A 16044-nucleotide genomic window follows, 5' to 3' on the forward strand; every position below is an offset into this window, starting at 1 on the left:
GGTTACTTTCCTTCTCCGAGCTCGACGGGCACGCCGACCAGCGAGCCGTATTCGGTCCAGCTGCCGTCGTAATTCTTCACGTTCTGGTGGCCCAGCAGTTCCTTCAGCACGAACCAGGTGTGGCTGGATCGCTCGCCGATACGGCAGTAGGCGATGGTCTCCTTCTCACCGTCGAGGCCCGCCTCGGAGTACAGCTCGGCGAGGTCCTCGTCGCTCTTGAACGTGCCGTCCTCGTTGGCGGCCTTGCTCCACGGCACGTTGATGGCGCTGGGGATGTGGCCGGGCCGCTGGCTCTGCTCCTGGGGGAGGTGGGCCGGCGCGAGGATCTTGCCGGAGAACTCGTCTGGGCTGCGCACGTCGACCAGGTTCTTGTTGCCGATGGCGGCGACGGCCTCGTCACGGAACGCGCGGATGGTCAGGTCGGGCTCGGAGGCCTTGTAGGTGGTGGCCGGACGGCTCACCGCGTCGGTCGACAGCGGGCGGCCGTCGAGCTCCCACTTCTTGCGGCCGCCGTCGAGGAGCTTGACGTCGTTGTGGCCGTACAGCTTGAAGTACCAGTAGGCGTACGCCGCGAACCAGTTGTTGTTGCCGCCGTAGAGGATCACGGTGTCGTCGTTGGCGATGCCGCGCTCACTGAGCAGCTTGGAGAACTGCTCGGCGTCGACGAAATCGCGACGGACCGGGTCCTGCAGGTCGGTCTTCCAGTCGATCTTCACGGCGCCGGCGATGTGGCCGCCGTCGTAGGCGGAGGTGTCCTCGTCGACCTCGACGAAGACGATTCCGTCGGTGTTGAGGTTCTGCTCAGCCCAGTCGGCGCTGACCAGGACGTCGGAACGTGCCATGGTTGGGTCCTTCCCAGATACTTGCGGATATTTGTGGAGAGATGTGAAACGCAGTTGATGCCGACCGGGTGATTCGTCGCGGATGGTCTGGTCACCGGAGATATCCGGATGAGACGCGAGAATGTCAGAGATGCAAGGAACCGCACCGGCCACCATCGTCAGATGAACGCGCCGACAGGCGCCGCGTTCTCAGAGACTAACGACAGCAACAATCGGCGACGCGACAGAAGTCGATCGCACGACGGCGAGTGAGCATGAACTCACGGCGCAGTTGCATGCCAACGAGGGTACACAGCGGTGACCGGAGCCCCCAAACCGCTCCCGCCGTCGTCGCAGATCGGACGCAATATCTCGTCGACCGTGCGCAGAAATCCGCCGACCGTGCGCAGAACCTCGTCGATCGTGCGTGCCCGCGCCCGTTCGACGGGAAGGTGTGCCCGATCGACGGCGTGGCGGGTGAGGAGTCGTCAGAAGTCGCTCGGGACGAGGTCGGCCGCGCCGCGCTTGCCGGCCAGGAGGACGTCGCTGCCCTCACTGTGGGCCTCGGTGGGTGTGGTCTGCCAGGGCAGCGGCATCGGGGGAAGCGTCGCCGTGAAGCGCGACAGCACATATCCGCGGAGATCGTCCGCGACGTCGGCGTCGACGTGTTCCTCCGGGCCGCGATAGAAGTCGGTTGCCGAGATACGCAGGCGGCCGTCGACCACCGAGAGGTCCACCGCGACGCTGACCTTTACCTTCGGGCCCGGATACGCCGACGCCGACGGTGGTATCCGGGTCCTCGCGGGAATCGGCGGCAAGGGGACGGTGCCGGTCAGCAACACGCCTGAGGTGCGCCGCAGGAGTCCGTCGCCCGGCCCGCCACCGCCTGCCTTGTCCACTGGCGCCGGGGTGTTGACCGTCAGATCGAGGATGCCGAGCATCCGTCCGAGGTTCACCGAATCCAGCCGCGTGTAGGCGTCCACCGACGCAGTGTGCAATAAGTCACTCGACTCGATGTCGAAGCCGTTCGGAGCCGACCACCGGCCCATGGTGGCGCCGAGTTCGGCACGGCAGCCGGCAGCAGACTGACAGTCGACCGCAACGCCGCGGGCGGTGATCACCGCGCCGCCGAAGTCGCCGGTGCGCGCATGCGTGAGGAACGGAAACCCGCTGATGGTGACCTCGGGCTCATAGGTCACACGTGGTGACGCGAGCAGTGCGCGAGAGAAATCGTGCTCGGTGCGCATCGCGGCGACCGTGTCGGCGAGGAGCAAGACGAGAGCGACCACGATCACCCCGACGATGCCGACACCCAGAATCCGACGTCCCCGGTGCCGGTGCCCGTGTCGGCGCCGGGATACACGCTGTCGGCCTCCCCCGGACGCCTTGTTAACAGCGAAACGCGACATTGGCGCTATTCTGTCACCTATCGCGCACACGTTGGTAAGGCGGCGTAAACAAACCGTCGGCTACGTGAGCAGCGCCGGACCGGTCCGCACGCGGGTCGGGAACGGTTGTCCACGGGTTGGGGAACGACGAGATCGGAGTACTACATGGATCTCTTATTGTTGACAGCCGATCCGAATCCAGAGTCCGTCCTGCCATCTCTGTCGCTGCTTGCGCACACCGTGCGGGTGGCGCCGACCGAGGTCTCGTCGTTGATGGAAGCGGGCAACGCGGACGTCGCGATCGTCGACGCGCGGACGGATCTCGCCGCCGCCCGCGGACTCTGCCGATTGCTCGGCAGCACCGGCTCCGCCGCGCCGGTGGCCGCGGTACTCACCGAGGGCGGGCTCGTCGCCGTGAACGCCGACTGGGGCCTCGACGAATTCCTGCTCCCCGGTACCGGGCCCGCAGAGCTCGACGCGCGTCTGCGACTGCTGGTGGTCCGTACCCGCGGGATGACCACGGAGGAGGCCAGCGGCAAGGTCACCCTGGGCGAGCTGATCATCGACGAGGGGACCTACACCGCCCGGCTGCGTGGGCGCCCCCTCGACCTCACCTACAAGGAGTTCGAACTCCTCAAGTACCTCGCCCAGAATGCCGGCCGTGTGTTCACCAGAGCGCAACTCCTGCAGGAGGTCTGGGGGTACGACTTCTTTGGTGGTACCCGCACGGTCGACGTCCATGTCCGTCGCCTGCGCGCGAAGCTGGGCAGCGAACACGAATCTCTGATCGGTACCGTACGCAACGTCGGGTACAAGGCGGTCCGCCCGAACCGCGGTAGGGGATCGGCCGACACCGACAACTCGACAGACGTGATGCCCGACGGCTTCGGTGCCGGCGATCTCGATGGACCGCTCGATGAGGAGTTCAGTGCCACCACCAATGGGAACTGACGGTGCCGGGGCCGGTTTGACGGTGGTCGACCGACTGACCTCCGAGGCTGTCGACTTCGCGCACGGGCTGGTGAGGTCCGCGACAGACGCCGACGGCGTCGCGCCACTGTCCGAACAGTCCGCGACGGCGATCGACGGAGCGTCGGATCAGGTTGTGCGTCATATCTTCTCGGACGCAGGCTATGCGAACGTGATCGCCGGGCGCTCGGGCGAGCCGGCCATGATCGAGGCCGTCGTCGATCCGGCCCGTCGCCGGAGAGGGTACGGACGGGCGCTCCTTGCTGCGGCCTTCGTCGTGGCGCGAGAGGTCACCGCCGATCCGGCGCCGCGGGTCTGGGCGCATGGCGACCTGCCCGGCGCGGTGGCTCTCGCCGCCACGTTGGGTCTGGCCCGGCGCCGCGAACTGTTGCAGCTGCGTCGACCGCTCCCGCCGACCGGCGACGCCCTGCCGCCTCTCGAGGTGGACGACCGAACCGTGCTGCGTACCTACGAAGGCTCCATCGACGACGCGGAGATCCTGCGGGTCAACAACGCAGCGTTCGACTGGCATCCAGAGCAGGGCGGATGGACCCAGGCGCAGATCACCGAACGGATCCAGAGTGACTGGTTCGACGCGAAAGGGCTGTTCCTCGCGTTCGACGCGGCGCACCCGGAACAACTGCTCGGTTTCCACTGGACGAAGGTGCACGACCCGAGTCTTGGTGAGGTCTACATCGTCGGTGTCGATCCCGCGGCGCAGGGGCGCGGACTCGGCCGGCTGCTGACCCTGGCGGGACTGCACCATCTCGCCGATCGCCACATCGGCGAGGTGGAGCTGTACGTCGAGGGCGACAACGTCGCCGCGCTGCACACATACGAGCGGCTCGGCTTCACCAGGTATGCGATCGACGTCGCGTACGGGTGATGCGGCGCCCGACTACCGGCTGGCTGCTCAGCCGAGTTTCCGGGCCCGTGCGGCGGGTGCCCCGGTCAGGAAATCCTCCAGGATCCGCACCACCTCGTCGGGCGCTTCGGCGTGCGGGTAGTGGCCGACACCCGGGAGGATCTCGAGCCGGCTCCCCGGGATGGCCTCGTGCGCGGCGATCCCGTGTGCGACCGGGATGATGTTGTCCTTGTCGCCCCAGATCAACTGGGTCGGCAACTCGGCGTTGAGGTACAACCGGTTCAGGGCGCTGACCGCCTGACCGCGGTGATCGACGACGGCACGTAGCGTCCGGAGGAACGCCCGCCGCGTCGCGGCGTCGGACAACGAGGTATAGGCCCGCCAGGTCTGATCCGCCCGGGGTGAGCGGATGCCGGCTGACGCGGCCCACGAGCGAACCGTCTCGCCCACCCGCAGTACAGGTTTCGGAGCAATGACCGGGAGGATGAGCTCTGCGCCGGGAGCGGCGAGGAATCTCAGCATCCAATTGACGTCTGGTCCGAGTCCGCCACTGCCGATCAACACGAGACGCTCGCAGTAGTCGGGGTGTTGGTAGGTGAACTGCATCGCGACCCCGCCACCGAGCGATTGGCCGATGACCGTGACCTTGTCGATCCCGATCTCGTCGAGCAGATCACGCAGGAAGGCCGCAAAGGCCCCCAGTGAATAGTCTCCCCGGGGCTTGTCGGAGTCGCCGTGCCCGGGCAGATCCGGCGCGATGATGCGGTAGCGACGGGCGAGAGCGGGGATCACGGCATCCCACGTGGCGGAGCTGCCGGCCATACCGTGGATGAGCAGCAGTGCGTCGCCGTCGCCGACATCGCGATAGGCGACTCGGTCGCCGTGCAGGTCGAGATGGTTGTACTCGTTCGTCACGGACGTCGCTCCCCACGCAGTCGGTCAGATGTCCGGCACCTCGGGTCTTAGCCGAACTCTACCGGGCGTGCGTCTCCGGGCGTTCGCTCCCGGCGCCCGAGGGCTTATCGGACCACGGTCCGGCCAATTCACCCTGCGTTCATCTGGTGTCGGTGATCAGTCCACCAGCCCCGCCTAGCGTCATTTCGGACACTCCGGAGTGCCGGAGTCATCGATCGAAAGGCTCGTGTAACGGTGAAGATCAATCGGAACGGTGCGTTGGCGGCGGTATCGACCATTGCGATGGTCGCGCTGGTCGGCGCATGCAGTAGTGGCGGGGACACCAAGACGATCAGCGGCGAGGGTTCGACTGCCCAGCAGAAGGCCATGGAGCACTTCGGCGACGTGTTGACCGACAACGGCGACATCGTGATGGACTACACGGGCAGCGGCTCGGGAGACGGCATCAAGAAGTTCATCGCCGGCGACGTCGACTTCGCGGGTTCGGATTCGGCGCTCAAGCCCGAAGAGGTCGCGTCGGCGAAGGAACGCTGCAACGGCAACGACGCGTGGCACATCCCGCTGGTCGCCGGTCCGGTGGCGGTCGCCTACAACGTGGAGGGCGTCGACAACCTCAAGCTCAACCCGACGGTGCTGGCCGGCATCTTCGATTCCAAGATCACCAAGTGGAACGATCCCGCGATCGCGGCCCTGAACCCCGGCGTCGCCCTCCCGGCCGAGAACATCGTCCCGGTGCACCGCAGCGACAGTTCCGGCACCACCGACAACTTCCAGCAGTTCCTGCAGGCATCGGCACCGCAGGCCTGGCCGTACGAGCACAGCAAGGAGTTCCAGGGCAAGGGCGGCTCGGCCGCGGCCAAGTCGACCGGCGTCGGCGACACCGTGAAGAAGACCCCGGGCTCGATCACCTATGTCGAGTGGGGCTTCGCGACCGAGAACAAACTGGGTGTGGCCCAGATCGACTTCGGTGCGGGACCGGTCGCGTTGAACGCCGACTCGGCCGGCAAGGCCCTGGATTCGGTGAAGTTCAAGTCCCCGGGCAGCAAGGACCTCGTGGTGGACAGCGACGCGCTCTTCGCGTCGAAGACGGCGGGCGCATACCCGCTGATGCTGACCACCTATGAGATCGTGTGCTCGACCGGCTACTCCGACGAGAACATCAGCTCGACTCTCAAGGAGGCCTTCACCACTGCCCTGAACAAGGGTCAGGACGGCTTGGCCGACCTCGGCTACGTGCCGCTGCCCGACGCCTACAAGGCGACAGTGCAGGGGACCGTCGACAGTCTGGGCGGCAGCTCGGGCGGTCAGAATTCCTGAGTCTCACATCACCACAGTCGCGGGGCCGGAGCGTTTGCGGCCCCGCGACCGCGGTTGAGACACTAGGCCGATCCACTATCCGGGAAGTGGCGCGATGACCAGAGCAGAACCAGAAGGACGCATGACCTCACTCAGCCAGAATCAGGGCGAGCACGCCGAGGGTGGTCCGCTGGGCACATCGCCTGCGCCGGATCTCCCGCCCGAGGCACAGCCCAGTGATCTCAAGACCGCCAAGCGCAGCAGGCTCGGTGACCAGATCTTCCGCACGCTGTCGGTGGGCTCGGGTGTCCTGGTCTCGGTCGTCATCGCCCTGATCGCGATCTTTTTACTGGCACAGGCGATTCCGTCGCTTGCCAAGAACACCGCCAACTTCTTCACCTATCAGGGCGAGTGGATCACCACCGGGACCGAGCTGAAGTTCGGCATCCCGCAGCTCTTCTATGCCACTGTCGTGGTCTCGCTGATCGCGTTGCTGCTCGCCATGCCTGTGGCTTTGGGCATCTCGATCTTCGTGACGGAGTACGCGCCGAAGCGTTTCGTCGGGCCCATCACCTACACCGTCGATCTGCTCGCCGCGATCCCGTCGATCGTCTACGGCTTGTGGGGCATCCTCGTCCTCGGACCCGCGCTGGTCCCGGTCAACAACTGGCTTGTGGGCAACCTCGGTTTTCTCCCGTTCTTCCAGCAGCCGACCCAGGTCGCGAACATGTCGACCGGTGGCACCATGCTCACCGCAGGCATCGTGCTCGGGATCATGATCCTGCCGATCATCACCGCGGTCACCCGCGAGGTATTCATGCAGACGCCGACGGCCCACCGCGAAGCCGCCCTCGCGCTCGGTGCGACCAAGTGGGAGGTCGTGAAGGTCGCGGTGCTCCCGTTCGGGTTCTCCGGCTACATCAGCGGCGGCATGCTCGGGCTGGGGCGCGCGCTCGGCGAGACGATGGCTCTGCTGCTGATCATCTCGACGGCCGGGCCGATCGACTTCAACCTGATGGAGAGCGGCGAGACCTTCGCGACCAAGATCGCCAACAATGCGGCCGAGTTCGACTCACCGTCGAAGACCGGCGCCTACATCTCGGCCGGCCTGACCCTGTTCGTGCTGACGTTCGTCGTCAACGCCGCCGCCCGCACGGTCGTCTCCCGGAGGAATAAGTGACATGACAGCGACAATTGATTCGCGGCCGAGCGGACCTGTCAAGAGGCGCCCGTCCGGATTCCAGCCGGTGGCCACCCGGCGCAAGATCGTCAACCAGTCGACGCGGGTCCTGGTGTCGGTGGCATTGCTGATCGCACTGGTACCGCTCATATGGCTGGTCGTGACGCTCATCGCACGCGGGATCGAACCGATCCTCGACCCGCAATGGTGGTTCTCCGCCGAGCGCCGGGGCGGGGTCGCCAATGCGATCGTCGGCACCCTCATCCAGACCGCGCTGGCCGCGCTGATCTCGATCCCGCTCGGCATCTTCGTCGCGATCTACCTCGTCGAATACAGCAACGGCAAGTCGGTCCTCGCGCGCACCACGACCTTCATGGTCGACATCCTGTCCGGTGTCCCGTCGATCGTGGCCGCGCTCTTCATCTACGCCGTCTGGCGTACCTCGTTCGGGCTGCCTCGGATGGGTTTCGTGGTGTCGCTCGCGTTGGTGCTGTTGATGGTGCCGTTGGTGGTCCGTGCGACCGAGGAAATGCTGAAGATCGTCCCGCAGGATCTGCGAGAGGCGTCCTACGCGCTGGGCATCCCCAAGTGGAAGACCATCGCGCGAGTGGTCCTCCCGACGGCGTTGTCGGGCATCGTGACCGGCGTGATGCTGGCCATCGCGCGTGTGATGGGCGAATCCGCCCCGGTGCTGATCCTGGTGGGATCGACACGGGCGATGAACTGGGATCCGTTCGCCGGCAACCAGGAATCGCTACCACTGATGATGGTGCAGCAGTACAACAACGGTCCTGGAGCACTCGACAAGGTGTGGGGAGCGGCGCTCACCTTGGTCATCCTGGTCGCGATCGTGTACTTCGGCGCCAAGGCAGTGGCGAAGTTGTTCGCCCCCAAGACCTCCTGACCCTTCGAGAACCCCGTCGCTCGCCTTCGGGGAGCGGACGGACCTCCACCGCGAGAACGGATAGAGACAATGGCCAAGCGCCTCGACATCAAAGACCTGAACATCTATTACGGCGCATTCCACGCGGTGAAGGACGTGACGCTGGAGGTGCCGCCGCGCTGCATCACCGCCTTCATCGGCCCGTCGGGCTGTGGCAAGTCCACGGTGCTGCGCACGCTCAATCGCATGCACGAGGTGACACCCGGCGCCTACGCAACGGGCAATGTCCTCCTCGACAGCGAGGACATCTACGCCAAGGGCGTCGACCCGGTGAGCGTGCGCGCCACCATCGGCATGGTCTTCCAGCGGCCGAACCCGTTTCCCACCATGTCGATTCGCGACAACGTGGTGGCCGGCCTGAAGCTCCAGGGCGTGCGGAACAAGGCCCAGCTCGAAGAGGTCGCCGAGCGCAGCCTGCGCGGCGCCAATCTCTGGGACGAGGTGAAGGACCGGCTCGACAAGCCCGGTGGTGGCCTGTCCGGCGGTCAGCAGCAGCGACTGTGCATCGCGCGCGCGATCGCAGTGTCGCCGGACGTGCTGCTCATGGACGAACCGTGCTCGGCGCTCGACCCCATCTCGACGCTGGCGATCGAGGACTTGATGGGTGAGCTCAAGAAGGAATACACGATCGTCATCGTGACCCACAACATGCAGCAGGCGGCGCGGGTCAGCGATCAGACCGCGTTCTTCAACCTGGAGGGCATCGGTCAGCCGGGGCAGCTCGTCGAGCTGAACGACACCGAGACGATGTTCTCCAGCCCGTTCAAGCAGGAGACCGAGGATTACATCTCGGGCCGCTTCGGCTGAGCCGGAGAAGTCTTGAGGCATCTGCGCCGGGGTGGTGGTTCATCGACTCCCGGCGCAGTGCGTTGCCGGCTCGGTGCGGTGCTGTGAGGGGCGCCCTTCGTGACACTTCGCTGGCGCTTCGTTCCTCAGGGACCGCCGTGGCGAGCGCTGCGCCCTGAGGAGCGAGCCTGCGAGCGTCTCGAAGGGTCTCGAAGGGTCTCGAAGCTCACATGTTCAGCAGCAACACGATCAACGCGACGATCAGAACGAGGGTGAACCCCAGATAGCTCAGGATCTGGCGGCGGTGAGCGGCGGCTGCCTGCTCGTCGTCGGTGAGTGTGTGCTCAGCCGCTGCACTCCCGGCACCCAGACCGTAGAGGGGCATGTCGCGCGTCGCGTTCTCGGTAGTGAACATGGGCCCGCTCGCTGCGCTCCCGGCGCCCGGACTGAATGTGGGCCCGCTCGCTGCGCTCCCGGCGCCCGGACTGAATGTGGGCCCGCTCGCTGCGCTCCCGGCGCCCGGGTCGAAGTCTCGTTCCGCAGAGGGATGCTGAGCCATGTCGCCACCCTAACGCCGGGGCGACGGGGCCACGAAATCCGGTGCAGCACCAGGTGAGCGCCATCTCATCGCAGAAAAAACGCGGTCCGGATCGCATCCGGACCGCGCGAGGGACGTGCGTCCCGAGTCGTCGAGACCCGGGGACGCGGTTCCGACGATTGGTCAGGAGACCTCGAGGAACTGTTCCGGTGTCTGCCCGGTGGCCTGGAACACGACCCTGCGCCCGATGAGCACCGCGTGGTCGGCGAACCGCTCGTAGTACCGGCCGAGCAGGGTGACATCGACGGCGGCGGCCACCCCGTGGCTCCACTCCCGGTCCATCAGCACCGTGAACAGGTGCCGGTGCAGATCGTCCATGGCATCGTCGTCTTCTTGCAGACGGACTGCTTCCTCCGGGTTCTGTGTGGTCAGGACCTCTCGCGCGGTCTCCGCGAGTTGCACCGCGAGCCGGCCCATCTCGGCAAAGTAGCCGTTGACCTCCTCGGGCAGCGCCTTGGCCGGGTGGCGACGGCGCGCAACCTTCGCCACGTGCAGGGCGAGTGCCCCCATCCGGTCGACGTCCGCCGCGATCTGGAATCCGCTGACGATTCCGCGCAGATCACCGGCCACCGGAGCCTGTCGGGCGAGCAGCGCGAACGCCTGCTCCTCGGCGCGGACCGACAACTCGTTCATCCGGTCGTTGTCGGTGATCACTTCCTCGGCGACGGCCAGCTCGGCCTGCAGCAGGGCCTGGGTGGCGCGCGCCATGGTCGCGCCGGCGAGGTCACACATCTCGCCCAAGATCGAATTGAGCACCTCAAGCTGCTCGTGGTACGCGGTACGCATAGCGTCCAGGATACTTGGTCACTCGACCGATACCCTGCCAGTGCGGATGAACACACCATGAACGGCCGGTGCATGCCCGATTTGACCCCTTTTTTGCAGGTCAGGAGCAGGTCGTGTCGCCCGCGTTGGTCACCGCAAGATCGTTCGGCAGGCCCGACGACGCCGACAGCTCCGGCAGTTGCTGGGCCGAGATGGTGCTACCGGTGGCGGGGGTCGAGTCCAGGGATCCGTCGAAGTTCGAACCCAGGATCACTTCGACGCCCGACTTCACGTTCGGGTCCTGCTGGATCGTCGCGCCGGGGAACATCTTGGCCAGGGTGGCCGCCGAATCCTGCTCGCCCGCGCCATAGCGGATGACGGTCTCGTCGCGGTTCTCCGAGGCGTCGGCGACACCGCGGACGTCGAATCCCTGGGACACGAGCTGGTCGGAGACCTCTGACGCCACGCCGCTGCGGTCGGTCCCGTTGAGGACTCGGACGCCCACGTTGCCGGGGCTCTGCGCGGTCGCGTTCAGCTTGGTCGGTGCGGCCTCACTCGAGGGTGCGGCCGAACTGCTCGAGGCCGTCTTGCTGGCGGAACTCGAGGCCTTCTTCTTCGCCTTCTCACCGGGCAGCGGGTCGTCGTCGATGATCGAGTTGAAGATCGCGTTGATGGCGTCGGTCCGCGGGATCTCGTTGTTGAGACCGTCCGTCGTGGTACCCGAGGTCGGGATGGTCAGGAAGGTGACCCGTCCGGCCTCGATTCCCTGCATCGATTCGGCCAGATTGAGCAGTGACTTGGTGTCGACACCGTCCACGAAGCTGTACTGGATGAAGGTGTTGACGATGCTGTTCAGCTTGTTCGGGTTCGACAACACGTTGCCGGACAGTGTGGAACGCAGCAGTGACGACATGAACAGCTGTTGCCGCTTGATCCGGCCGTAGTCGCCGGTGCCCTCGGACGCGATGTTCCGAGCGCGGACATAGTTCAGAGCGCGTCGTCCGGTGAGCTTCTGAGGTCCGGCTTTCCGGATGATCTGGCCAAGCTCGTAGTCGTACAGGGGTGACGTGGAACAGACCTGGACACCGCCGACGGATTTGACGACCTTCTCGAATCCGTAGAAGTCCATCGCGATGAAGTGGTTGATGTTCAGGCCACTCATCTGGGTGATCGCCTGCACCAGGCATTTCGGTCCGCCGTCGGCGTAGAGACTGTTGAGCTTCACTCCGGTCTCGGCCGGTATCGGATCTCCGTAGGTGCCGGCACTGTTGTCCCATTGCTGGCATTCGGGCCGGTCGACCTGCAGGTCGCGGGGGAACGAGACGGCGACCACCCGGCTGCGATTGGCCGGCACATTGACCAGGATGACGGTATCCGAGCGTGCACCTTCGGCGTCGGCGGTGGTACCTGCGCCCACCTTGCTGTTCTGTCCGGATCGGGTGTCGGTGCCCACGATGAGATAGTTCTCGTCGCCGTACTGCGCATCCTTCTTACGGATGTTCGAATCGTCCGGGTTCACCGCGTTGATGGTTTTCCAGTTGCCGTCCCACGATTGCAGGTAGCCCCAGACGAAGCCGGTGCCGACCAGGGCCATCACGCAGGCGACCGCGACCATGACACGGCCCGTGACGGTGACGTTTCGGGTGAGGTTGCGGCGCCGATCCTTCGGTCCGGGATGCCGGAACGGACGCGACCGTGGCGGGATGGTGTCGGAGAGGTCGGGAGTCGGCTGCAACGGCCGGGCGCGGCTGCCCTGCCCGCGCGACTCCTCGGTGACCCGTTCGCGGGTCGCGTCGTCCGAGAGATCGACGTCGACATCGGGGGCGTCGGGGCGGATGGTCGGGATCTTCTGGGTCACATCGTTCGCGTTGGGGACCTCGTCGAGGTTCCCGAATCGATGGACCGTGGTCGGATTCTCGTCAGCGGGTGGCTGTGGCTCCGGCGAACGCTTTCGGGACTGTCCCGGCTGTGCCGGTCCGGACGTCTGCGCGTCGGCCCCGGCCGCGTTCATCTGCTCCATCAGCTCACGCACGGTGAGCCGGGTGCGTCCGCGGACGTAGCGATCGGTGCCGCGTGGCTCGTGGAGGGCGCCGTGGGAAGGGCCACCGTTCACCGGTGGGTCGCCGAACATCTCCTTGAAGTCGTTGGCACCACCGGAGCGACCAGCCCGCCGACCACGACGAGGCGTGCTGCCTTCGTCGGACGGCTCGTCCGGTCCCGATGACTTACGACTCAACTGACATTCCCCTTGAACCCCGACCTTCCAGTGCCACCGCCGTTGGGCTGGTACGGCGCACCATGACATGGTCCCGCCCACGCGAGACCTCGAGTCATATTACTGATTGCACCTGAGAACATGTCTCAGCTACCGCGTGGCGGGTTGCATTTCCGTATTCAGCCGCCCGAATGCATGATCTCTGCGCCGTCGGGAACGATGTCCTCGTCCGGGTCGTCGAGCCAGCCGTCGGGTAGCGCGACCTTCGCAGGCGATCCCTGCCGACCGCGAGGCCCATGTCCGTCCGCTGGGAATTCGGCGTCGGCGGGCAGCGTGCCGACGAGTTCGCGCAGCTCATCGAGGGTGTTCACCAGCGCCAGTCGATTGCGGAGATCGGAGCCGGCCGGGAAACCGCGCAGATACCAGGCGACATGTTTACGGATCTCGCGCATGCCCTTGCCCTCGCCATGATGTGCGGCGAGCAATTCACCGTGCCGGACGATGATCTGCGACACCTCTCCGAGATTCGGGGCGGCGGGCGCCGCGAATCCGTTCAATTCGGCTGCGAGTTCGGCGAACAGCCACGGCCGTCCGAGGCAGCCGCGGCCGATCACCACGCCGTCGCAGCCGGTGTGCCGCATCATCTCGACGGCATCGACCGGTTCGAAGATGTCGCCGTTGCCGAGTACCGGAACCTCGGTCACGTGCTCCTTGAGCCGGGCGATCTCATCCCAAGCGGCGGTTCCCGAATAGCGCTGCGAAGCGGTGCGCGCATGCAGGGCGACGGCCTGCGCGCCCTCGGCGGCCGCGATGCGTCCGGCGTCGAGATGCGTGTGGTGCTCGTCGTCGATACCGATCCGGAACTTCACCGTCACCGGGATCGACGTGCCCTCGGTGGCACGCACCGCGGCTGCGACGATCCGCCGGAACAGGTTGCGCTTGTAGGGAATTGCCGATCCGCCACCTTTGCGCGTGACCTTGGGGACCGGGCAGCCGAAGTTCATGTCGATGTGGTCGGCGAGATTCTCGTCGACGATCATCTTGGCCGCCGCGTAGGTGTTCTCCGGGTCCACGGTGTACAGCTGCATCGACCGTGGCGACTCGTCCGGTCCGAACGTCGTCATGTGCATCGTGACCGGGTGACGTTCCACCAGCGCGCGGGCGGTGACCATCTCGCACACGTAGAGCCCCGACACCGTGCCGGTGCGGGCGAGTTCGAGCTCGCGGCACAGGGTGCGGAAGGCGACGTTGGTGACGCCGGCCATCGGGGCGAGAACCACCGGGCTCGCCAGCTCGATGGAGCCGATTCTCAGCGCAGCGCCGTTCCCTGACGCGCCGTCCTGAGGAGCGACCCCGCGAACCGCGAAGGGCGACGCCGAACCGGCGCCCTCGGAGGTCGAGGGCGCCGGTCCTTCGTGACGCTCGCGAGCTCGCTCCTCAGGAAGCACTCGGACCGTCTGTGCGGTGCTCAGGATGCCTGCTGCTCCCGCTTCTTGGCCTCGCGGGCCAGCGAACGGTCGCGCATCTCCTCGAAGCGGATGGTGTCCTTCTGGAGCTGCTCGAGGAAGGCGCTGAGCTCCTCGCGGGTCTTCTCGCCCTCTGGGGTGAAGTCCTCACGCTCGAAGATCTTCCACTTACGGAGAACCGGCATGATGACCTCTTCGAGGTGCTGACGCAGGTCGTAGATGCCGTGCTTGGCCATCAGCACACCGTGGCGACGGAAGTTCGGCATACCGGCGCCCGGCATCTGGAAGTTGGTGACGATATCGGTCACCGCACGCAACGTCTGGTCGGGCGAGATGTCCATACCCGCACCGCAGATGTTGCGGTAGAAGATCATGTGCAGGTTCTCGTCGGCGGCGATGCGCTGCAGCATCTTGTCGGCGATCGGGTCGTTGCAGGCCTTGCCGGTGTTGCGGTGGCTGACGCGGGTGGCCAGCTCCTGGAAGGTCACATACGCGACCGAGTGCAGGATGCCCAGTTCGTCGGCGTATTCCTCGAGCTCCTCGGTGCGTCCGGCGGCGGCGAGCATCGGGTCGTAGCCGTTGGTCATGTGGATCATCCGCGCCTCTTCGAGGGCGACGGGATCGACACCGCGGGTCACCACGAGGTAGTCGCGCATGGCGATGCCGTGCCGGTTCTCCTCGGCGGTCCAGCGTCCCACCCAGTGGCCCCACGCCGAATCCATCGAGAAGTTGTCGGCGATGACCCGGTGGTAGGACGGCAGGTTGTCCTCGGTGAGGAGGTTGGTGATCATCGCGGCCTTGGCGACCTCGTCGAGCTGCGACTGCTCGGGGTCGTAGTCGACTCCGCCGAGCGCTGCGAAGTTCTTGCCGTCATCCCACGGCACGTAGTCGTGCGGGTTCCAGTTCTTGGCGATCTTGAGGTGCCGGTTGACGTTGTCCTCGGCAACCGGTGCCAGCTCCTTGAGCAGTTCAAGCTGGGTCAGAACGCGTGCCATTCTTTCCTCCGAACGGTGGTGGTCCGTATGTCATGCCTGTCAGTGGTGAGCTCGGCGCGGGACTGACATGGTGGTCAGTGGTTCAGGATACGACACCTGCCGACCCGACCCAAGTCCGTACTTACGGAATCGTAACCATGGGCGTTCGCCGTTACGTTCATCTCACGTGTCGTCGATCACGATCGTTTTCGACGACAACTCTCACGTACCGCTCGATCATCGCCGATCGGGGCACGTCTTCCCCCTGCGTGACGCGGATTCACGGCCGATTCGCAGGCCCCCTACGTGCCGTTACGCAAATCATCCGAGGCCGAGGCGTCATCGACGCCGCGCGAACATCACCCCGATGGTGTCCATCCACCGGGCCGCGTCATCGTCAAGGGTACCCAGTTCGGCCGATTTCTCGCACCATTTCATCGCCGCCTGGCCGAACTCCATCGGGTTGTAGACGTCCTCCTCCCGACTCCACAGCCCGTTGCCGGCGTAGGTCAGGATGGTGATGTTGGTCGCGGTGATCAGGGTTCCGTCGCCCGGATCGCGCATCGGGTTGTCGACCTCGCAGATCACCCGGCCGGTCGGCGCGTCCACCACGTGCCAGAGCGAGGGGTACCCGGTCATGTGGCTGCCGGGGAAGGCGGTCATCGTCTTCCAGATCCAGGCCCGGATCTCCTCGCGGCCGGACATCGTGCCGAGGGCGTGTTCGACGTAGTCGGCGTCTTCGGTGAACAGTTCGGCGAACCGGTCCCAATCACGGGTCACGGCGATCTCGGCGACAGTTCGCTGGAATTGGCCGAAGGCCTCATCGAGTTCGGAATGCGTGAATGTGCTCATCGAGGCCTGAG

Annotated in this window: 15 protein-coding genes; 6 read left to right on the forward strand and 9 right to left on the reverse strand. The window is 65.8% G+C overall.

The genetic code is table 11. From position 1 onward, the window contains the following. Window positions 1-2: 2 nt before the first annotated feature. On the reverse strand, window positions 3-842 hold the full coding sequence (locus tag ACLQ3I_RS23175; RefSeq protein ID WP_425789185.1) for a sulfurtransferase: 840 nt from the start codon (window positions 840-842) through the stop codon (window positions 3-5). Window positions 843-1309: 467 nt separating this feature from the next. Beyond that, on the reverse strand, window positions 1310-2230 hold the full coding sequence (locus tag ACLQ3I_RS23180; protein ID WP_425805154.1) for a DUF2993 domain-containing protein: 921 nt from the start codon (window positions 2228-2230) through the stop codon (window positions 1310-1312). 144 nt (window positions 2231-2374) lie between these two features. Here ACLQ3I_RS23180 and ACLQ3I_RS23185 point away from each other — a divergent pair, with 144 nt between their 5' ends. Both ACLQ3I_RS23185 and mshD read left to right on the forward strand, forming a co-directional pair. Beyond that, window positions 2375-3160: a winged helix-turn-helix transcriptional regulator gene (locus ACLQ3I_RS23185; RefSeq protein WP_425789181.1), complete on the forward strand. Its 786-nt coding sequence runs from the start codon at window positions 2375-2377 to the stop codon at window positions 3158-3160. Further along, window positions 3150-4064 (forward strand): mycothiol synthase, encoded by a 915-nt coding sequence (gene mshD, locus ACLQ3I_RS23190; protein ID WP_425789180.1) that lies wholly within the window; start codon window positions 3150-3152, stop codon window positions 4062-4064. Before ACLQ3I_RS23185 ends, mshD begins: the two co-directional genes overlap by 11 nt. A 27-nt stretch (window positions 4065-4091) precedes the next feature. Here the strand turns inward: mshD and ACLQ3I_RS23195 are convergent, their stop codons facing one another. Next, complete coding sequence (locus ACLQ3I_RS23195) at window positions 4092-4958, reverse strand: alpha/beta fold hydrolase (protein WP_425789178.1); 867 nt, start codon at window positions 4956-4958, stop codon at window positions 4092-4094. Window positions 4959-5192: 234 nt separating this feature from the next. On the opposite strand from ACLQ3I_RS23195, the gene pstS reads away from it, so the two are divergent. The 4 genes from pstS (at window position 5193) to pstB (ending at window position 9184) form a co-directional block, all read left to right on the forward strand. Further along, window positions 5193-6275: a phosphate ABC transporter substrate-binding protein PstS gene (gene pstS / locus ACLQ3I_RS23200; RefSeq protein ID WP_425789176.1), complete on the forward strand. Its 1083-nt coding sequence runs from the start codon at window positions 5193-5195 to the stop codon at window positions 6273-6275. Window positions 6276-6396: 121 nt separating this feature from the next. Beyond that, window positions 6397-7434 carry a phosphate ABC transporter permease subunit PstC gene (pstC, locus tag ACLQ3I_RS23205; RefSeq protein ID WP_425789175.1) on the forward strand — a complete coding sequence of 346 codons (1038 nt, stop codon included), beginning with the start codon at window positions 6397-6399 and terminating at the stop codon, window positions 7432-7434. 1 nt (window position 7435) lies between these two features. Beyond that, on the forward strand, window positions 7436-8338 hold the full coding sequence (gene pstA / locus ACLQ3I_RS23210; RefSeq protein ID WP_425805157.1) for a phosphate ABC transporter permease PstA: 903 nt from the start codon (window positions 7436-7438) through the stop codon (window positions 8336-8338). 69 nt (window positions 8339-8407) lie between these two features. Beyond that, window positions 8408-9184 (forward strand): phosphate ABC transporter ATP-binding protein PstB, encoded by a 777-nt coding sequence (gene pstB / locus ACLQ3I_RS23215; RefSeq protein WP_425789171.1) that lies wholly within the window; start codon window positions 8408-8410, stop codon window positions 9182-9184. Between the two features lie 205 nt (window positions 9185-9389). Here pstB and ACLQ3I_RS23220 read toward each other — a convergent pair whose 3' ends face one another. From ACLQ3I_RS23220 to ACLQ3I_RS23245, 6 genes are all read right to left on the reverse strand, one after another. Then, a complete protein-coding gene (locus ACLQ3I_RS23220) occupies window positions 9390-9722 on the reverse strand; it encodes a hypothetical protein (protein ID WP_425789169.1) in 333 nt (110 codons plus the stop codon). Window positions 9723-9884: 162 nt separating this feature from the next. Beyond that, window positions 9885-10547: a phosphate signaling complex protein PhoU gene (phoU, locus tag ACLQ3I_RS23225; protein WP_425789167.1), complete on the reverse strand. Its 663-nt coding sequence runs from the start codon at window positions 10545-10547 to the stop codon at window positions 9885-9887. Window positions 10548-10647: 100 nt separating this feature from the next. Then, complete coding sequence (locus tag ACLQ3I_RS23230; RefSeq protein ID WP_425805160.1) at window positions 10648-12762, reverse strand: LCP family protein; 2115 nt, start codon at window positions 12760-12762, stop codon at window positions 10648-10650. A 158-nt stretch (window positions 12763-12920) separates the two neighbouring features. Then, window positions 12921-14054: a tRNA dihydrouridine synthase DusB gene (gene dusB / locus ACLQ3I_RS23235; RefSeq protein WP_425790479.1), complete on the reverse strand. Its 1134-nt coding sequence runs from the start codon at window positions 14052-14054 to the stop codon at window positions 12921-12923. Window positions 14055-14209: 155 nt separating this feature from the next. Beyond that, window positions 14210-15202 (reverse strand): acyl-ACP desaturase, encoded by a 993-nt coding sequence (locus tag ACLQ3I_RS23240; RefSeq protein ID WP_425789163.1) that lies wholly within the window; start codon window positions 15200-15202, stop codon window positions 14210-14212. A gap of 318 nt (window positions 15203-15520) precedes the next feature. Then, window positions 15521-16033, reverse strand: a complete 513-nt coding sequence (locus ACLQ3I_RS23245; protein WP_425789161.1) for a nuclear transport factor 2 family protein — start codon at window positions 16031-16033, stop codon at window positions 15521-15523. Between the last annotated feature and the right edge of the window lie 11 nt (window positions 16034-16044).

Origin of the sequence: Gordonia sp. DT101 (assembly GCF_049844895.1) — a bacterium.
Lineage (GTDB): Bacteria > Actinomycetota > Actinomycetes > Mycobacteriales > Mycobacteriaceae > Gordonia.